The organism is Blautia sp. KLE_1732_HM_1032, from assembly GCF_025147905.1.
Taxonomy (GTDB): domain Bacteria; phylum Bacillota; class Clostridia; order Lachnospirales; family Lachnospiraceae; genus Blautia_A; species Blautia_A fusiformis.
In genome coordinates, this window is record NZ_CP102266.1 from 95,001 (window position 1) to 113,932 (window position 18,932).

General features: G+C 43.9%; 11 protein-coding genes, 7 tRNA genes and 1 rRNA gene (1 of these 19 only partly in view). 16 read left to right on the forward strand and 3 right to left on the reverse strand.

Annotated elements, in window-relative coordinates; genetic code table 11:
* The 8 genes from NQ489_RS00395 to NQ489_RS00430 all read left to right on the forward strand — a co-directional run.
* Positions 1-1,211 (forward strand): 23S ribosomal RNA (locus NQ489_RS00395) (it extends 1,676 nt beyond the left edge of the window).
* Between the two features lie 84 nt (positions 1,212-1,295).
* Positions 1,296-1,369, forward strand: a tRNA-Asp gene (locus tag NQ489_RS00400).
* 29 nt (positions 1,370-1,398) lie between these two features.
* A tRNA-Val gene (locus tag NQ489_RS00405) sits at positions 1,399-1,471 on the forward strand.
* An 8-nt stretch (positions 1,472-1,479) separates the two neighbouring features.
* A tRNA-Tyr gene (locus tag NQ489_RS00410) sits at positions 1,480-1,561 on the forward strand.
* Between the two features lie 7 nt (positions 1,562-1,568).
* A tRNA-Thr gene (locus NQ489_RS00415) sits at positions 1,569-1,641 on the forward strand.
* A gap of 15 nt (positions 1,642-1,656) precedes the next feature.
* Positions 1,657-1,730, forward strand: a tRNA-Met gene (locus tag NQ489_RS00420).
* Positions 1,731-1,735: 5 nt separating this feature from the next.
* A tRNA-Phe gene (locus NQ489_RS00425) sits at positions 1,736-1,808 on the forward strand.
* A gap of 45 nt (positions 1,809-1,853) precedes the next feature.
* Positions 1,854-1,926 (forward strand) — tRNA-Lys (locus NQ489_RS00430).
* A gap of 155 nt (positions 1,927-2,081) precedes the next feature.
* On the opposite strand, the gene NQ489_RS00435 is transcribed toward NQ489_RS00430, so the two are convergent.
* Positions 2,082-2,432, reverse strand: a complete 351-nt coding sequence (locus NQ489_RS00435) for a tyrosine-type recombinase/integrase (protein ID WP_021652489.1) — start codon at positions 2,430-2,432, stop codon at positions 2,082-2,084.
* A 34-nt stretch (positions 2,433-2,466) separates the two neighbouring features.
* On the opposite strand from NQ489_RS00435, the gene NQ489_RS00440 reads away from it, so the two are divergent.
* On the forward strand, positions 2,467-2,730 hold the full coding sequence (locus NQ489_RS00440; RefSeq protein ID WP_021652490.1) for a hypothetical protein: 264 nt from the start codon (positions 2,467-2,469) through the stop codon (positions 2,728-2,730).
* Positions 2,731-2,771: 41 nt separating this feature from the next.
* On the opposite strand, the gene NQ489_RS17775 is transcribed toward NQ489_RS00440, so the two are convergent.
* Positions 2,772-2,975 carry a helix-turn-helix domain-containing protein gene (locus tag NQ489_RS17775; RefSeq protein ID WP_021652491.1) on the reverse strand — a complete coding sequence of 68 codons (204 nt, stop codon included), beginning with the start codon at positions 2,973-2,975 and terminating at the stop codon, positions 2,772-2,774.
* Between the two features lie 163 nt (positions 2,976-3,138).
* Here NQ489_RS17775 and NQ489_RS00450 point away from each other — a divergent pair, with 163 nt between their 5' ends.
* Both NQ489_RS00450 and NQ489_RS00455 read left to right on the forward strand, forming a co-directional pair.
* Positions 3,139-5,076, forward strand: coding sequence for an Ig-like domain-containing protein (locus tag NQ489_RS00450; protein WP_227945566.1), 1,938 nt, complete (start codon positions 3,139-3,141; stop codon positions 5,074-5,076).
* 1,267 nt (positions 5,077-6,343) lie between these two features.
* Positions 6,344-10,357 carry a carboxypeptidase regulatory-like domain-containing protein gene (locus tag NQ489_RS00455; RefSeq protein WP_021652881.1) on the forward strand — a complete coding sequence of 1,338 codons (4,014 nt, stop codon included), beginning with the start codon at positions 6,344-6,346 and terminating at the stop codon, positions 10,355-10,357.
* On the opposite strand, the gene NQ489_RS00460 is transcribed toward NQ489_RS00455, so the two are convergent.
* Positions 10,321-11,466 carry a metallophosphoesterase gene (locus NQ489_RS00460; RefSeq protein ID WP_326928999.1) on the reverse strand — a complete coding sequence of 382 codons (1,146 nt, stop codon included), beginning with the start codon at positions 11,464-11,466 and terminating at the stop codon, positions 10,321-10,323. The two genes, NQ489_RS00455 and NQ489_RS00460, sit on opposite strands and share 37 nt — an antisense overlap.
* Positions 11,467-11,712: 246 nt before the next feature.
* Between NQ489_RS00460 and NQ489_RS00465 the strand changes: the two genes are divergently transcribed.
* The 5 genes from NQ489_RS00465 (at position 11,713) to NQ489_RS00485 (ending at position 18,844) form a co-directional block, all read left to right on the forward strand.
* A complete protein-coding gene (locus NQ489_RS00465) occupies positions 11,713-12,582 on the forward strand; it encodes a SpoIID/LytB domain-containing protein (protein ID WP_156906942.1) in 870 nt (289 codons plus the stop codon).
* A gap of 165 nt (positions 12,583-12,747) precedes the next feature.
* Positions 12,748-13,716, forward strand: coding sequence for a M23 family metallopeptidase (locus NQ489_RS00470; RefSeq protein ID WP_084449199.1), 969 nt, complete (start codon positions 12,748-12,750; stop codon positions 13,714-13,716).
* Positions 13,717-13,971: 255 nt separating this feature from the next.
* Entirely contained in the window at positions 13,972-14,952 is a 981-nt protein-coding gene (locus tag NQ489_RS00475; RefSeq protein ID WP_021652887.1) for a LacI family DNA-binding transcriptional regulator, read from the forward strand.
* A gap of 543 nt (positions 14,953-15,495) precedes the next feature.
* Complete coding sequence (locus NQ489_RS00480) at positions 15,496-17,415, forward strand: PTS beta-glucoside transporter subunit IIBCA (RefSeq protein WP_021652889.1); 1,920 nt, start codon at positions 15,496-15,498, stop codon at positions 17,413-17,415.
* Between the two features lies 1 nt (position 17,416).
* Positions 17,417-18,844 (forward strand): glycoside hydrolase family 32 protein, encoded by a 1,428-nt coding sequence (locus tag NQ489_RS00485; RefSeq protein ID WP_021652890.1) that lies wholly within the window; start codon positions 17,417-17,419, stop codon positions 18,842-18,844.
* The last annotated feature ends 88 nt before the right edge of the window (positions 18,845-18,932 follow it).

Genomic DNA, 18,932 nt, shown 5'->3' on the forward strand with positions numbered 1-18,932 from the left:
TGCCAAGGAACTCGGCAAAATGGCCCCGTAACTTAGGGAGAAGGGGTGCCTGCGAGAGCAGGCCGCAGAGAATAGGCTCAAGCAACTGTTTAGCAAAAACACAGGTCTATGCGAAACCGAAAGGTGAGGTATATGGGCTGACGCCTGCCCGGTGCTGGAAGGTTAAGAGGAGAGGTTAGACGTAAGTCGAAGCTTTGAATTTAAGCCCCAGTAAACGGCGGCCGTAACTATAACGGTCCTAAGGTAGCGAAATTCCTTGTCGGGTAAGTTCCGACCCGCACGAAAGGCGTAATGATTTGAGCGCTGTCTCGGCAATACATCCGGTGAAATTGAAGTGCCAGTGAAGATGCTGGCTACCCGCGCCAGGACGGAAAGACCCCATGGAGCTTTACTCCAGTTTGGCACTGGGGTCCGGTGTTGCATGTACAGGATAGGTGGGAGGCTGAGAAACGGTAACGTCAGTTGCCGCGGAGCCGCTGTTGGGATACCACCCTTGTGATATTGGGCTTCTAACCAGCCGCCGTAATCCGGCGGTGGGACAATGCCAGGCGGGGAGTTTGACTGGGGCGGTCGCCTCCGAAAGGGTATCGGAGGCGCCCAAAGGTTCCCTCAGAATGGACGGAAACCATTCGAAGAGTGCAAAGGCAGAAGGGAGCTTGACTGCGACACCGACGGGTGGAGCAGGTACGAAAGTAGGGCTTAGTGATCCGGTGGTATTAAGTGGGAATGCCATCGCTCAACGGATAAAAGCTACCCTGGGGATAACAGGCTTATCACTCCCAAGAGTTCACATCGACGGAGTGGTTTGGCACCTCGATGTCGGCTCATCGCATCCTGGGGCTGTAGTAGGTCCCAAGGGTTGGGCTGTTCGCCCATTAAAGCGGTACGCGAGCTGGGTTCAGAACGTCGTGAGACAGTTCGGTCCCTATCCGGCGTGGGCGTAGGATATCTGAGAGGAGCTGTCCTTAGTACGAGAGGACCGGGATGGACGGACCGCTGGTGGACCGGTTGGCTTGCCAAAGCCATGGCCGGGTAGCCAAGTCCGGAAGGGATAAACGCTGAAGGCATCTAAGCGTGAAGCCCCCCTCAAGATGAGATATCCCATTCTTATGAAGTAAACCCCCTTGAAGACGACGAGGTAGATAGGGCAGAGGTGGAAGTGTGGTAACACATGGAGCTGACTGTTACTAATCGGGTGAGGGCTTGACCAAGAAACGCAGGTTAAGAATTGATTCAAGAGTTTGATTAACGATCAACAAGCATGTATGTAGTTTTTAAGGTACAAACCTTAAAATGGCCCAGTGGCTCAGTTGGTTAGAGCGCCGCCCTGTCACGGCGGAGGTCGAGAGTTCGAGTCTCTTCTGGGTCGTTACAGCTTAGCTGTAATGAATTAAATATGGGATCTTAGCTCAGCTGGGAGAGCATCTGCCTTACAAGCAGAGGGTCATAGGTTCGAGCCCTATAGGTCCCATAGATTATGGATGGATTCCCGAGTGGCCAAAGGGGGCAGACTGTAAATCTGTTGGCACCGCCTTCGAAGGTTCGAATCCTTCTCCATCCACTTAAATGCCGATGTGGCTCAATTGGCAGAGCAGCTGATTTGTAATCAGCAGGTTATCGGTTCGAGTCCGATCATCGGCTTTTAACATTTAATAACGCGGGGTGGAGCAGTCTGGAAGCTCGTCGGGCTCATAACCCGAAGGTCATAGGTTCAAATCCTGTCCCCGCTACTTATGCCCAGATAGCTCAGTTGGTAGAGCAGAGGACTGAAAATCCTCGTGTCGCTGGTTCGATTCCGGCTCTGGGCATGTTTTAATGTAAAACATATGGATACAATAAACATAATTTAATATGGGGTATTAGCTCAGTCGGTAGAGCACTTGACTTTTAATCAAGTTGTCCGGGGTTCGAATCCCCGATGCCTCACTACTTTTTAAGAGCACTGTCAGTTCGACAGTGCTTTTTTCGTGCCCGGAAAAGCCTTGTTTTATGCGGGTTTCTGTGCTTTTTTATTTTTTTTATAAGTGTGTTCAAAAGTGAATTTTTTTGGCGATTTACTGTTACACTTGTGTTACACTCCCTTAGGCGAGTGCTTTTTCTACCTTTTTCCGTTTTTCCGCCTCAGTATTCCGGTCAAAACAGTAGTTTTTCAGGGGTGTCCGCTCATCTGAGTGTCCGACCAGCTCCCTTACTGTATTGATATTAACATGAGCATCCAACAGGGTTGATATGTAAGTTTTTCTTACCTTATGAGAACTTTTTACTGTTGTGCCATATTCCTTACGATACTTGCGGAAACGGTATGCAACGGCATACTGGGGAAGTGGTTTCCCATCCATTGAGAAAATATATCCGGTACTGTCTGCCCCGGTTTCTTTCTGCCTTGACCGGGCTGTTTCGATGATCTCCTTAGCCTTTTGGGTCAATATCACCTGCCTGTCACCACAATCCGTTTTGGCGTGTTCGTTGAATGGCTGGCTGAATGATGATGCTGTCGGAGACGTGCAGACTCTTTTTAATGTAGCACCTATTACAAGAGCTTTATATGATGGCAGTCCATATTCCTATACATTTTCGAAGAAAAGAGATAAAAGCCGTTCCTATATTCAGAACGGAATCGTTCACAATTATAAAGAGGTCAAAGAATATTATAATGCGATTAAAGCATTGTATGATGAGTATGTAGAAGCAAAAGAAAATATATCTGATATGTGGGAAAATGTTAAATAAAAAGTACCCCTTTACTAGATTGTTAATCTGGTAGAGGGGCATTATACTTTCTTCTTATATAAAATGATGTCCTGCACTTCACAGTCGAGTATTTCACAAAGTGCGTTGATTGTATGTGTGGAAATATTGGAATTGCTTCGCATCCGGGACAGTTGGCCAGCAGAGATGCCGTATTTATGTATCAGCTGATACTGGCTGATGCCTTTTGATTTTAATGTGTTCCAGAAAGGGTCGTAAGTTATCATACAAGATTGTTCCTCCTACTTGCATGATACCCGTTAACGGCTTATAATCATATTAGCCATAAATGGCTATTTCTTGCTGTTATTCATAACGATTTTTTTTGCTTATGGATTGACACAAGCTATGAAGAAAGTAAAATAGAAGGGAAAAGGAGGGATTTCTTTTATGAAGAAAAGAGTGAAAAAGATTTTGGCTTTTATATTAGCCGTGGGAATTGTTGCTCCCAGTCAGGCTGGAATTGTTGAGCCTGTGAGCATGGTTTCCACTGTAGAAGCGGCAACGAACACACTGACATTGAATGTGTCCAATAAAAATATTTATGTTGGTGCATCTGCAAAGCTGAATGTTAAAGCTACAAAGGGGGCAAAACTGTCTTACAAGACATCCAATAAAAAAATCGTTACCGTAGACAGTAAAGGTAACATCAAAGGCAGAAAAGCCGGGACAGCAAAAATCACTGTGACCGCTTCAAAAGCAAAACGCAAATCTGTCAAAAAAGTTATTACCGTAAAAGTAGTAAAACAAAATCAAAAAATCACAGCTTCGAATGTGTCTGTTTATTACAAAAAGGGACGTTCTCTTGGAGCAAAGGCAAAGACAGGGTTGACTTACAAATCTTCCAACAGCAATGTTGTAAGTGTCAATTCAAAAGGCTACATTTTAGGAAAGAAAGTGGGAACGGCTAAGATCTATATTACAGCCAAAGAATCCAGTGTATACAAAAAAACAACCAAAACGGTTGTTGTAAAAGTCATAAAACAGGCAAGTACTCCGGTTGTGAAACCAACGGCTACTCCGAAGCCGACAGCAAAACCGACCGCAACGCCAAAGCCAACGACTGCTCCGAAGCCGACAGCTACACCAATGCCGACTGCAACGCCAAAGCCAACGACTGCTCCGAAGCCGACAGCTACACCAATGCCGACTGCAACGCCGAAACCAACAGCTACTCCGACTGCAACACCTACACCGATTCCAGTTGTAGAACCTAGTGATGCTCAGAAGGCTGAGATTGATGCTATGTGTAGTAGGGATTACAAGTTACCATATACTTATGTAAGTAAGGATATGTGCAGTGCTTCTTCATTCAAATTCACATCCGATAAGTCACTTGCTAAGAAAGGTGGATATTGCTATGTAGAGTCTGCTGATCTTTCTCTCGTAGAGGTATACCCACCTGCTGATAATGATTCTGTTTTATGGATGGACGTGGCTAGGGCTGATAGTGGAAATGTTGGAAAGAAAGTTAAGGTTATGTTCTCCATGGGTAGTTATTCTAAATCTTGCTATATTGAGATTGTAGGGTTAGATGCCGATTGGGATACTGTACCGGAGGAGGACGTTGCTAAGGCTATTGTAGACCGTTCTGACCTTGCTGATGAGGTAATTCGTCTTATCAACGAGTACCGTGTATCGAAAGGCTTAAACGCTTTACAGTATGAAGAACGGTTATGTTTAAAACAGGCTGATGTTAATGCTGGTTGTTCTATTTTACAGGCTTGTAGGTCTGATTGTACTCATGTTGTAGAGACTCTTGCATCTCATGGTAGTTGTCAGATTGGTTGGGGAAGCACTGGACCTTGTTATGATGCTAAGCATGTTGTGGATGCTTGGAAGAATTCTTCTCTTCATAATGCTAATATTCTTGATAAAAAATTGAATACTATTGCTTGTGCTTATTTTATAGGAGGGTACAATTACCCAGTGACTGATAGGGTATATGATTATACATCTGTAAAAGTAACTTTATCAAGAGGTACTGTTGAAAAAGCAAATTCTTGTACAGATGATTTTATTGACGATACTATAATAGCACGTTCTGATGATTTTGTTAATACAAAGGAAAGATTAAATAAATATGCTTCATGGTTCTACCATCCTAAGGGAACTTCTACTGCTACTCAGTCTTTAGTACCTAACGATTTCAGTGATAGTCCGGTAGTTGACTTTTCTGACAGTATGTCGGATTCAACCGAGGAATTTTCATCTGATCAGCCTGAATCAGTTCAGAGTGATTTAGAAATTTCTGAAGTAGAAGGTGGTAGTACGGATGTTGATTTTGGCGATACTTCTTCTGATCCTTCGAAGCAAGCAACAGAATAACCCATTAATTCATTCCCGGCATCGTTTAAAGGTGTCGGGAAGTTTTTATGTTATATTTTGGCCTGAGTATTATACACAACATCCCCCAGCCGTCAAACCTGCTTCGCACCGCTGGGCGGCTTCGGGCTTGACTGCCGGGGGACATTGTGTTTTTTGTAGTCAACCAAAATCAAACATAAATATAAACAACAGAGTGTTTCTGGATTTAATAAAAAATTTTTTCATTGTGCTTGTAATATTATGAAATTTCCTGTAAAATATTTCTTGCAAATAGGATTGTATTTTTTCGTGCTGATTTTATGTGTTACACTTTTTGTTACACTTATATAAGCGACACGGAAAACTCCTTTCTTTTAAGGCTTTTCAGGTGAGTGATCGGGTTCGAATCCCCGATGCCTCACTTTTTAAGTGGATCAGATAAATTCCCATTTATTGCTCAAGGCAGTAGGTGGGAATTTTGTTTTATATCTGTGCGAGTATAGTATAAAGGAAGACGGTTACGTTGTGATTCAGCGTAACCGTCTTTTTTATATCATAGAAAATTACTTACTGACGAACGAATCAGCAGAGCCATCGAGTAGGATTTCAATGGTAGGAGTATGTCAATGCGATAAAAAAATATTATGGACATTTTCGACAAAAAATGTTCACTTTGCGACAAATTTGACAAAGTTCAAGAGATAAAAATGTTATATAATTAGAGCATAGCTGTACAGTATTAAGACTTTATCATAAGAATGAGCAGGAAATCTGTTATGATCAGGATTACCAGGAAGACAATACAGATGGTCATAGAATAGATATTCTGGATCTGGTTTGGATTCTGCGGATCACATTTAATCTGAACATGCTTTCCGGGGGCTTTGCCGAGGCGTAAAAACTCGATTCGGTCAGCTGTGTAGTCTTGTTCCTTGTAGGTGTAAGAGTACTTTACATAGTTATGATAATTGGAACTATGAGGCTTGTTAGGATTATTTGAGCGGCTGACAGATGATATAACAGCATCTACAGGTACGTAATCATGATATTTTATGGCGGAACAGATAGTTATTGCCAGAAAAAAAACAGTTCCAATTACGCAGCAGCCCAGAATAACCGGTAAAATTTGTCGGGCTTTTGGATTTACGGTGACATTCATGATTTTTCTCCTTTCTTGGTTGATAGTCTGATAATTTACGGGGGATTAATTATAAATGATTTCGAATGATCTCGAAAATTTATAATTGATGAACATTATAGCATAGTACAGCAGAAGGGAAAAGTGCTTATGAAGAGAAAAAGTGCGTCAAAAAAATTGCTGCCGCTGATGCTGATCCTGATGTTGATCTTAGGAATCAGTATGCCAGCAAATGCAGCTGTAAATCCCAGACTGAACAGTACAAAAAAGGTTTTGTACGTGGGAAAAACATCACAGTTAAAGGTTGTAAACTGGAAGAAAGCCGTGAAATGGTCTTCTTCCAATAATAAAGTTGTAAAGGTTTCGTCAAAGGGAAAGATAACGGCTGTGAAGACCGGAACCGCAACAGTAAAGGCCAGAATTGCCAAAAAGACATTAACCTGTAAGGTTACAGTAAAAAGCCCGGGAATGTCAGTGAAAAAAGCCGTATTGTATGTAAAGGGAAAAAGTCTGCAGTTAAAAGTAAACGGTGTTTCGGGAAAGACGGTATGGAGTTCTGCCAATAAAAAAATTGTTAAAGTCAGCTCTAAGGGAAAAATAACAGCAGTAAAAACCGGAACAACCGTGGTTAAAGCTAAAATAGGAAAAAAAGTGTATACCTGTAAGGTTACTGTAAAAAATCCTTATCTGTCTGCAAAGAGCTTAAAATTTGTATGGGGAACAGCGAATACATCCAGGAAACTTTCGATAAAGGGTGATGTGATCAAAACTGCCTCAAGTTCAAATACAAAGGTTGCCAAGGTAAAAAAAGATGGTACGGTTTCTGTAACAGGAACAGGAACATGTACAGTAACCTTTAAAGATTCCAAGAAGAGAACATATCGATGTAAGATAACAGTTGTGAAACCAACACTGAAAAATCAAAAAGCTACTCTGGAAGAAGGGGAAAGTATCCAGCTTGGTTTTAAGGAAAAGGGTGTTAAAGTAAGCTGGTCATCTGCTGATCAGAAAATTGCAACAGTAACAAAAACAGGTGTTGTCCAGGCAGTCGGAGAGGGAAATACATCGATCGTTGCCAAAGTAAAAGGAATAAAAATCTTTGCAAGGATTTTTGTTACGAAAAAATACGTGCAGGATTCCGGACATGAATACACCAGAGGTGAATGGGTAAAACTTCTTCTGGGTAAAGTTGGCTGCAAGTATGAAGAGCAGTTTGACAGCAAAAATTATTATTATGCTGATACCAGAGAAAATGAAAATGGAATCGCAGCAGAAATTGCAAAAACTATGGGAATCATTCCCGATGAAACCGATGAGCAGGATGTTCCATATTTTTATCCTGACGAATATGCAACAAGAGAGTTTGCCGCATATACAGCAGTAATGCTTATGGGATATGAAACTACGGATGAAGAACCGACATGTGCAGATGCGGCTCAGATCAGGTATAAAAATGTTGTAGCTATTGCACTGAAAAAGAATATGCTGTCTCTGAATGGAGATACCTTTGAACCGGAGAAGGCAATTAACGGAAATGATGCAGCTCAGATCTTAAAAGCTATCGACCAGATCACTGAGGACTCAGTAATCGATGAGAATTATGACAGCAAGGTTACCTATGCAACAAATGTAGTTGAAGTCAAAGATACTTCCAAAAATATATACAATGTTGTCCAGAACAGTGACGGAACTTATACGATCACAGTAAAAGATGGAAATGCTTATAAAAATCTGGAAACCGGAAAGGTTGTACTGTTTTCTGCAAAGGAAATGGGAACAGATACAGATATTGCATTAAAAGTCCAGAATATCACAAAGGACGGACAGGGCCGTCTGATCATTAAGGCCGGCAAACCGGATGATATTTCAGAGGTTTACAAATCAATTGATTTTGAAGGTGCAGGAATTGCAGATCCGGAAAATATGCAGGTAACTGCAGAGGGCGTTCAATATGAGTATATTCCGGAAAATTCAAGTGAGGTGCCGGCAGGAGGACTTACTCTCGGCGGAAGTATTCCGGTTCCAGGTAAATTGAAATTTGATCTTAATCATAAATTTAATGATAAGGTGAAGCTGTCCGGTTCTGTTGCTGTTACGATTCCGGATGTAAGCTGTAAGCTGGATGCCGGATTTAGCTGGGGAAAGATAGAGGTAAGGCATTTTATTGCGTCAGTTACAGGAAAAGCTGATTTCGAAGGCGGACTTTATATAAGTGGCGTGAATTCAGAGCAGCAGATCAAACATGCAAGTGGAACTATGGAAACAGTCAGCGATGTACTTGAACTGGGACGAGTTCCTATAAAGCTTGGTACAACTGGTCTTTCTGCAGATCTGGTGGTTTCTCTGTTTTATGATGTGTCCGGGCAGTTTGTTGTGAAATATTCCGTTGAAGCAACCGGCGGATATGAATTCAAAGATGGAAATGGAAGATTTATCCATGATTTCAGTCAGACTTTGACACCGGTCACAATAGAAGGATCTGCGAAATGCGGTCTTCAGTTTGGATTAAATCTGACTGCATTGGAGACATGGGATCTGGCAGGAATTGATATTAAGGTAGGACCTACGGCAAAGGCAAGCGTATCCTATACAGTTCGTGATGCCGGAAATGTGCTTTGTTCTGATGTAAGAACCTATATTTACGCAGCGGGTGAGTTGAATCCGGATACGGTGGTCGGAAAGTTCCTGAAAACGGTATGGCATTATACGTTGTCCAAGGATTTTCTGTCTGATGATGACGATAATCCACTAAAATTGAAGGTTCATTTTGAAAATGGAACACTGGTAGATAAATGTACAGTCGGAGCCGGAAGCATTGAGGGAAGCGTTTTGGATTCAAACAGTAAAGCTCCTGTAAAAAATGCCAGCGTGGAAGCATATTCCGGAACAGTCAAGGTTGAAAAAACTTTCACGAAAGAAGATGGAACTTATTCATTTAATGATCTTGATGAAGGAATCTACAAAATTGTTGTCACAGCAACCGGTTACCAGAAATATGAAAGCAGTTCCATGGGAGTATCAGCGAACCAGATCACATACGCAGAATCTTTCCTGATGGTATCCAGAGCAGAAGCCGGAGATGGTGAGCTGAGTGGAAGATTTATTCATTCCATGACCGGTGGAAATATAGAAAATGTAACTTATGAATTACGTAAGGGCTGGGATAATGTGATCGGAGAGACTGTGAAAGAAGGCGTATCAGCAGATGGAACCTATACGTTGACCGTGCCAGCCGGAAACTATACGCTGAATGCAAGCAATGAAGATTTTGTTTCTGCCCATATCAATGTTGTAGTTCAGGCAAATGCATGCAGTGAACGTGATGTAACAATGTCACCGACCAATATCAGTGCAGGAGATGAGGGACTTCTTCAGATCGTGCTTACATGGGGAGAAACTCCGCGAGACCTGGATTCTCATCTGCTGGGACCTGCTGATGAAAACGGAGATGACTACTTCCATGTATACTATAGGGATAAAAATGCATATTCAGAGGATGGAGATGTAATAGCAAATCTGGATCTGGATGATACAAGCAGCTATGGACCGGAAACAACAACCATATACAAAGGCTTCACCGGAAGAAAATATAGCTTTTATGTATACGATTATACAAACGGTGAAGATGATGCGAGTACAGAATTATCTGCTTCGTCAGCCAAAGTAACCGTTTACCGGGGTGGAAAACAGATCTACCAGGCAAATGTACCGGTTAACAGGGAAGGATACCTGTGGCATGTATTTGACTATGATGTGCAGTCAAACAAGCTTATGCCAGTCAATACCTTTGTATATGATTATGAAGTGCCGGAAGCAAATGCAATGGAAGATAGTTCAGGCATTATTTCAGAAACAGAAGCCCTTGAGATCATCCGAAACAGTGAAAAGAAAGCTGAAGAAGAGAGCAGCGAGGAACTCAATATGAGTTCTGAAGAAGGAAAGACGGACGATAATACTGAGGAAGAGATATTTGATGATTCCAGTGAAGAGCCGGAGATATCAGAAAGTGGTGATACGGCTGAAGTAATTGAGTTTCCGAAGGACTCTGAAACGGAAGAAGAAAATGACGGAACAGAAATAACAGAAGAGGATAGTGAGAGTGCGGAGGAGCTGCCGGTGGAAGATATTTATGAGGAATCAGAGGAGTTAGGTCTGGCAGGATAAAAATGTACTGTGATCGAACAGATCTCGCTGTTTGTGGCAGTACGCATATTCGGGCCCCATATGCCGGCACCGGAGGTAACGATGTTGTGCATAGTCCCCTTTTTCAGGTAGCCGCAGGAATTTTCCCAGATCAGGCCGGTGATGATGTTCAGAGGGAACAGCTGGCCGTCATGAGTATGGCCGCAGAGATCAAGGTCTGCGCCTGCGGCTGCCACTTCATCCAGCTGACCGGGCTGATGATCCATAAAAATAATCGGGAGTGTTTTGTCAAGGTAGGCTGTAAGCTGGTCAGGATCCTTACGGGTGTCGGACATTTTTCGGCAGCGTGAAGGATCCTTACGGCCTGTCAGATAAAATCGTTTATCTATGAGGACGGTTTCGTCATCGAGAAGCCGGATGTTGGCAGATTCCAGAAAATTCCGCATTCTGGGATCATCATAATCTTTTTTTGCATTGCGGAAGGTAAAACCGGCCAGAATCGGTTCGCTGAGATCATGGTTGCCCCAACAGGCATAAACGCCGTATCTGGATTTCAGCGAACGGAGAATGGCCGCTGTTTTTTTCGGGTTTTTGATCCCTTCATATTCGTTATCAAAAATATCGCCGGCAATACAGATCAGATCCGGATCTTCGGCGTTGATCTTTTTTACAAGAAGCCCGGCATGTTTTTCTCCGATACTGTAACCGAAATGAATGTCTGCGAGCAGGACAATCTTCAGGGAGTCCATTCCCTTCACCTGCTTGTCTATTTTCACATCATAAGTTTTTGTCTTAATATTCCACTGATTAAAAATCCCATAGAGACTGACACCAATGATCAGAAGGGTGCAGACAGCGCCTGTGACTACGAAGGCTTTCCTGGAATACATCCAGGCCGGATGAAGCGTATGCTTCAGGATCAGTCTGCAGAGATCTGTAGTTACGATTACGATCAGGATGTAAAGAAATGTTCCCTGAAAATAATTTGCCGTATTTTTCAGGAAGCGATGGAGCGCAGGGGGCTTCCGGATGAGAAAACAGGTCAGAAGAGAAGTGGACAGAAAAATATAAACACCTGCAAAGCATGCCCGGAACGCAAAGGTCTGGAAAAAATGAGTGCAGGCACCCATCCACAAAATCATCCAACGGACGATATAAATATTAATGAGAATATATAATGGTGCGAGAAAGATGGCAAGCATGGTGTGTGATACCTCCATTCGTGGCAAGCAATAAGCGGTGAGCAGGACTGATCGCTGCAGATACTTTTTGGATTGATACATAGCATTTCCATAAATTACTGCAGCATGTTCGGAATAACTTTTTTTGATGCATTGATTCATAGAACTGCTATAGTATACAGCAAATAATAATTTTTGGCAAAAGAACATATATTAGGAAAAAGAACGCTTATGGTGCTTTTTATGAAAAAATATGCGCTTCTTCGATATTGTCTGGTGTTTTTAGCAATTGTTCTTCCTTATTTTTCGGCGGCAACCATTAATGGACCGGAGAGGGTTCTGGCAGAGAGGGTGCCGGATATGGAAGAATATCTCCCGGTCATTGTTTTTTCGCAGATTTCCCCGGATATGAAAAAAGAAACCATAAAAGCGCAGACTGTGATCGCACGGTCGAATATTCAAAGGTGGCTGGGCGAGGGGAAAAATCTGGCAGAGATCCTGAGGGAAAACGGAAGTACAGAGGAAGTCTGGAGATATTTTTTTGCAGAAAAAAGGCAGATCTATGAGCAGGCAGTAAAAGAGACGGATGGACAGGTACTTACATATGAAGGAAAAGTGAGGCTGACTCCCTGGCATAAGAGAAGCGCAGGGAAAACCCGCAGCGGGGAAGAAGCTTTTCATGATGAGGCGTATACATATCTGAAATCGGCAGATAGCAGTGCGGACAAAAAATCTCCGGATCGTATAAAAATCGTGGAAATTCCTGCGGGGCAGCTTTCCGGGGAGCTGAAGATCAAAAAACGGGACAGTGCCGGTTATGTGACAGAGCTTACGATTGGGGAAACACTCCTGGAGGGAGAAAGCTTTGCAGCGGGAATGGGACTGGAATCCGCGAATTTCAGTTTGAAGAAAAAGGATGATATTTATTATCTGCGAGTGCGTGGCAGCGGTCATGGTGTGGGATTTTCCCAGTTTGGTGGAAATGAGATGGCAAAAAACGGAAGCAGTGCGGAGGAAATCCTGGAAAAATATTTTCCGGAGATGGAGCTGAAAGCTGAGGATTAAAGAAAGTCAGGCATCCGAAGCAACGTCTGATAAAAAAATATTCAAAAAATGAATAGACAGCCATATTCTGGACACTCTATAGATATAGAAATGGTGACCGAAACGGCAGCTTTACTGCTTTTTCTGTTACTGAAAATGAACATATCAGACAGAGGTGGAAAGAATATGAAAAGTAAAATTGTGAGAGGTATTATCAACGGAGGTGTTCTGGCAGCAGTGGCGGCACTTGGGATTACTGTTTATCAGCTTGGAACAAAGCCCATCGCAGAAAATCCCCAGGAGGAAAATTCTGTACAGGTAGAAGAGACCGGGCTGGAAGAGGAGCTTTCGGACGGGGAAAACGCAGAGGATGCGGCAGCTGCCGGAGATGGCTGGCAGGATGTAGCACAGGATGAGATCTCTGATGGAGAAACCGGAGATGAAGCAGGTCTGTCAGGAGCTTCAGAAGCCGGAGCAGATGGAGTGACAGGAAGCATCCGTGAGACTGCAGGAAGTGGTACAGCCGAAAATGCAGCGGCAGATGCAGATAATGGAAGTGGTACGGATGATAGGAGCGTGTCTGCGGCGGCAGGTGCAGACAGAAGCCGCACAGATGGCACTGGAAATACAGCAGATAATGCCGGAAATACATCGGCAGAGGGAGCGGTGAATAACGGAGCTGGAGCTTCCACAGATACCGCAGAGACCTCAGCTGTCGGAATTGCGGCACAGGCTTTGGATTTTACGGAGGATTCTATTATGGAATGGCCGGTCAGAGGAACGGTTCTTGTGGATTACAATATGGATGAAACCGTATATTATCCGACTTTGGATCAGTATCGTGTGAGCTCTGCCATTGCTTTGCAGGCAGTGGAGGATGCGCCGGTGTATGCGGCGGCAGATGGTCAGGTGCTTTCTGTTGTACAGGATGCCTGTACGGGAACGACTGTGACTATGGAGCTGGGAAATGGTTATCAGGCAGTATATGGGCAGCTGAAGGACCTTACTGTGGCAGAAGGTGACACAGTAAAGGAGGGCGAAGTGATCGGAAATATCAGCGCACCTACCAAATATTATTCTGTAGAAGGCCCGAATCTTTATTTTGCAATGAAAAAGGATGGCGTGCCGGTAGATCCGTTTGAATATCTGGAATGACAGGGAAAACCGAAAAACAGATATGCCGGGGAGATTTTTAGAAACAGAGTATGGAGGATACGGGATGGGAGATATATGCATCCCGTATCCTCTGCGTTGTGAAGCGTATTAGTGAGAACGGAGTGAGCAGTAATAAAAATTTCCATTTACATAGGAAAAGAATCTTTTTTACCGGAAAGAAACCGTGTATAATCTATATTATAAATATGCATACAAGGACAGATATAACAGGACAAAAGAAGAGGTACATAAGTTATGAACATTAATGAAATAGCCAGGCTTGCCGGAGTTTCCAGAGCTACGGTATCCAGATATCTGAATAATGGATATGTCAGCAGTGAAAAAAAGGAAGTCATCCGCAGGGTGATCCAGGAGACAGGATATCAGCCATCCTCCCAGGCACAGACACTGCGGACCAAAAAAACCAGTCTCATCGGTGTCATCCTTCCAAAGATCAATTCAGATACCATAAGCCGTGAGGTGACAGGGATCAGTGATATTCTTACACGGAGAGGATATCAGCTTATTCTGGCCAATACCAATAATGATGTGGAAGAAGAGCTGAAATACCTTTCTCTGTTTAAAGAACGTCAGGTGGACGGAGTGGTTTTTATTGCTACCATGTTTACCAGAAAGCATAAACAGATGCTGAAGGATTATAAGGTACCGATCGTGATCCTGGGACAGCATCTGGACGGATATCCATGTATTTATCAGGATGATCATAAAGCAGCTTTTCAGGTCACGGAGAAGCTGGCGGAGAAGGGGAAAAAGTTTGCCTATATCGGCGTTACAGATAAGGACGAGGCAGTTGGTGCCTGCAGGAAAAAGGGTTTTATGGATGCTATCCATAAAGCTAAGCTGGAGGTCGTGCCGGAGAGGATGAAGATCGGAAGCTTTACCATGGATTCCGGGTATGAGATGGCGAAGGAGCTTTTTGAGGAGGAGCCTTCCATAGATTCTCTTGTGTGTGCTACGGATACTATGGCGGTGGGAGCCATGACTTATTTGAAGGAGATCGGGCTTCGCATTCCCGAGGATGTTCAGATCGCAGGGATTGGGGATGGAGTTCCGGGTAAGATCGTGGAACCGAAGCTGACAACGGTACATTTTTATTATAAGACCAGCGGAATGGAGGCAGCAGCCATGCTGGCTGATCTTATTGAGAACGATACCGGGATCAGCAAGGAAATAAAAATGGGATGTGAGCTTGTGGAACGGGAATCTCACAGGTAACAGAGAATATCCTCGCAGACAGAGGAAGAAATTATAAGTTATTGTGGAACAGGAGCAGATCTTTTGGGAGAAAAAGACCTGCTTCTTTTTTGTGTGGTGCTGTGTTATGGCTGAGCAAACACAGAAAAATGCCAGATTTTTTCTGCGATACCTTGACTGGTTTGTCTGTTTTGCATCTGTTCTTATGGAATATGTACAATTTTGACCGAAGAAATTTGTGCGATGTTGCGGATTTACAAATAATAATGCAGTAGTTATAATACAAGTAAGATATGAGAACGATTCCACATAAGAACACAAGCAACGACATAAAACAAACCATTGAAAAGTGCTAAAATCATCAAAAAACTTAAAAAAATGGAAAGATTACCGTTCCTTGTATGAATGGATGTGTGAAATCAATCTCATAAATAAATGAAAAACAATGGATCAGAGATAATAAATCCCGGAAAGCTGAAGAAAGAACAGACAGATCTGATCCGAAGAAAGGGAAAGCAGAAAGAGATGACTGTCCGGGAACAGTAGCAGAAAAGGAGGAAGGACATGGATTACAGAAAGACAGCACAGGAAATCTATGATCATGTAGGAAAGAAAGAAAACATCATTTCCGCGGCGCACTGTGCAACAAGGCTTCGTCTGGTCATTGCGGATAATGACAAGGCGGATAAGGAATATGTAGAGAACATCGACGGTGTGAAGGGCGTGTTTTTCGCACAGGGACAGATGCAGATCATCCTGGGAACAGGAGTTGTAAACAAGGTTTATGATGAATTTATCCAGATCGCCGGAATATCAGAGAGTAGTAAGGATGAGCTTAAGAAGGTGGCAGCATCCAAGGCCAATCCAATACAGAGACTGATCAAGACACTGGGAGATATTTTTGTCCCGATCATCCCAGCTATCGTAGCCAGCGGATTTTTGATGGGAATCATGGAAGCCCTGAACTTCATGGTAAACAACGGCTTCCTGAATATTAACACCAATGGTTCCATTTATGTATTTGCACAGCTTTTCAGTAACACAGCGTATACATTTCTGCCGATCCTTATCGCTTACAGTGGTGCGAAGGTATTCGGTGCCAACCCTTATCTGGGTGCGGTTATCGGTATGATCATGATCCATCCAAATCTGCAGAATGCCTGGACTGTTGCAACAGAGGGTGTGCAGGCAACGCAGAAGGTATGGTTTGGACTTTACTCCATTGACATGGTGGGATATCAGGGACATGTGATCCCGGTTATCATTGCAGTATGGGTACTGGCACAGATCGAGAAAAGACTTCATAAGATCGTACCTGCAATGTTCGATCTTTTTGTAACACCACTTGTCAGTGTTTTTGTAACCGGTTATCTTACACTTTCCATTATCGGACCAATCTTCGTAGCTGTTGAGAACGGACTTCTGGATGGGATCCAGTGGCTGATCGCACTGCCATTTGGAATCGGAAGCTTTATCATGGGTGCCTTTTATGCACCGACTGTTGTTGCCGGTGTTCATCACATGTACACTATCATTGACCTTGGACAGCTGGCCAAATTCGGCGTTACCTACTGGCTGCCACTTGCATCTGCAGCTAACATTGCACAGGGTGGTGCAGCTCTTGCTGTAGGCCTGAAATCCAGAAATCAGAAGATCAAATCCATGGCTGTTCCTTCTGCCTTAAGCGCATGCATGGGAATCACAGAGCCGGCAATCTTCGGTGTAAACCTCCGCTTCGGAAAGCCGTTTATCATGGGCTGCCTGGGTGGTGCATGCGGAGCACTTTTTGCCTCCATTAGCAGTCTTGGTGCCACAGGAACAGGTGTTACCGGTATCTTCGGAATCCTGTTGTGCCTGAATAATCCAGTTGGTTATATCCTGATGTTTGCCATCGCATTTGGTGTGGCTTTTGTGCTTACTTGGATGTTCGGATATAAGGATGAGGTACAGGAAACAGCTGAAAAAAATATTGAAGCAGAGAAAAAATCAGATGCTCCGGCAGAAATTGCCCAGGAGAAAACTTCAGAGATAGGTGCACAGACCCTCTACAGCCCGCTTGAGGGAACTGCGATCCCGCTTTCAGAAGTAAAGGATGCAACCTTTGCATCTGAAGTCCTTGGAAGGGGCATGGCAGTGATTCCGTCCAAAGGTGAAGTAAAAGCACCCTGTGACGCTACGGTTTCTACAATTTTTGACACAAAGCATGCCATCGGGCTTGCAACAGAAAGTGGTCTGGAGCTGCTGATCCATATCGGCGTTGACACCGTTGAACTTGGCGGTAAATTCTACACCGCTCATGTAAAGGACGGTGACGTGGTCAAAAAAGGCCAGACACTGATCACTTTTGATATGGATGCTATTAAGGCAGCCGGCTATGATGTGACCACACCGCTGATCGTAACCAATACCGATGATTATGAAGAAGTAAAAATGCTTGCAGAAGGAACAGTAAATAATGGTTCTGAAGTACTGGAGGTAAAATAAAATGAGTTCTCTGACCAAGGTCCTTGCAGAGGAAGTGCGAAAAATCGAGGAAACGGCAGCAGTTGCCAGGACGATGCAGACAAACCGTCTGACCCATCATCTGATGCCGCCTGTGGGATGGCTCAATGACCCGAACGGATTATGCTGGTACAAGGGAAGATATCACGTGTTTTTCCAGTATTCTCCGTTTGAGGCTAACGGTGGACTGAAATTCTGGGGACATTACTCCAGTGAAGATATGATCAGCTGGAGATATGAAGGGGTTCCGCTTCTGCCGGACAGCATTTATGACTGTCATGGTGTTTACTCAGGCTCTGCCATTGCGGAGAAAGATAAGCTTCATCTTTTCTACACAGGAAACATCAAGATGGATGGAGATTATGATTATATCAATAACGGAAGGCAGTCCAGCACTCTTCATGTGGAGAGTACGGATGGCCTTCATTTCGGAACAAAGGAGGTTGCGGTTTCCTGTGAGGATTATCCGGAGAATTACACCTGCCACATCCGTGACCCGAAGGTCTGGAAGGAGGGGAAAGAGTACCGGATGATCCTTGGCGGCCGTCAGAAAAGCGACCAGGGTGCCGTACTTTTTTACAGATCCGAAGATCTGAAGAACTGGAAATTTGACGGTGAGCTTACTACGGAGAAGGCATTCGGATACATGTGGGAGTGCCCGGATTTTTTCACTCTTGAGGGACAGGAGGTGCTTTCTGTATCTCCCCAGGGACTGACCAGAGAAGAGTTCCGTTTTCAGAACATCTATCAGTCCGGATACTTTATCCTGAAGGATGGAAAGCCGGAGGAAAAAGCTTTCCGGGAATGGGACCACGGCTTTGATTTCTATGCACCCCAGACATTCCAGGATGTAAAGGGCAGACGGATCCTGATCGGCTGGATGGGAATGCCGGATGCAGATGAGGAGTATGTGAATCCTACAGCAGAGAGCGAAGGCTGGCAGCATTGCCTGACTGTTCCAAGGGAAGTTACGTATAAAAACGGAATGCTTTATCAGTATCCGGTGGAAGAACTGAACGGGCTGAGAAAGGCTGGCGTTTCTGTCAGCGGTTCCAGTGCGGAGATTCCGGTGAATGGACCGTTTGATCTGGATGTTCAGGTAAAAGGTGAGCAGGGTAAAGTGAGCCTTGAGGAAAATCTCTTCCTGGAATATCAGGACGGAGATATGATCTTAACTCTCTCCGAGAAGGCCGGTGCCGGACGAAAGGTACGTAAGGCGCATGTTCCGTCCGGTGTGATCGAAAGCATCAGAGTTCTTGCGGATACTACAGCTGTGGAAATCTATGTGAATGGCGGAGAGGTTGTTTTCTCTTCCAGATATTATCCGGAAACGCAGGAACAGGCTGTGAAGGTGGAGGCTGTGGAGTGTGATGGGAAGATTTATGTGCTGAAGAATTATGTGATGGAGTAGGCTGGGCTTATTGATTGATCGGGAAATACAGCAAGATCAGAATACGAATACCTATAGAGCAGCTATGCAGTGAATTCCATATTCACAG

Coding starts and splice junctions, on each gene's coding strand:
- NQ489_RS00480 (WP_021652889.1), top strand. CDS start 15,496: ATGGATTACAGAAAGACAGCACAGGAAATCTATGATCATGTAGGAAAG.
- NQ489_RS00460 (WP_326928999.1), bottom strand. CDS start 11,466: ATGGGTGCCTGCACTCATTTTTTCCAGACCTTTGCGTTCCGGGCATGC.
- NQ489_RS00470 (WP_084449199.1), top strand. CDS start 12,748: ATGAAAAGTAAAATTGTGAGAGGTATTATCAACGGAGGTGTTCTGGCA.
- NQ489_RS00455 (WP_021652881.1), top strand. CDS start 6,344: ATGAAGAGAAAAAGTGCGTCAAAAAAATTGCTGCCGCTGATGCTGATC.
- NQ489_RS00485 (WP_021652890.1), top strand. CDS start 17,417: ATGAGTTCTCTGACCAAGGTCCTTGCAGAGGAAGTGCGAAAAATCGAG.
- NQ489_RS17775 (WP_021652491.1), bottom strand. CDS start 2,975: ATGATAACTTACGACCCTTTCTGGAACACATTAAAATCAAAAGGCATC.
- NQ489_RS00450 (WP_227945566.1), top strand. CDS start 3,139: ATGAAGAAAAGAGTGAAAAAGATTTTGGCTTTTATATTAGCCGTGGGA.
- NQ489_RS00475 (WP_021652887.1), top strand. CDS start 13,972: ATGAACATTAATGAAATAGCCAGGCTTGCCGGAGTTTCCAGAGCTACG.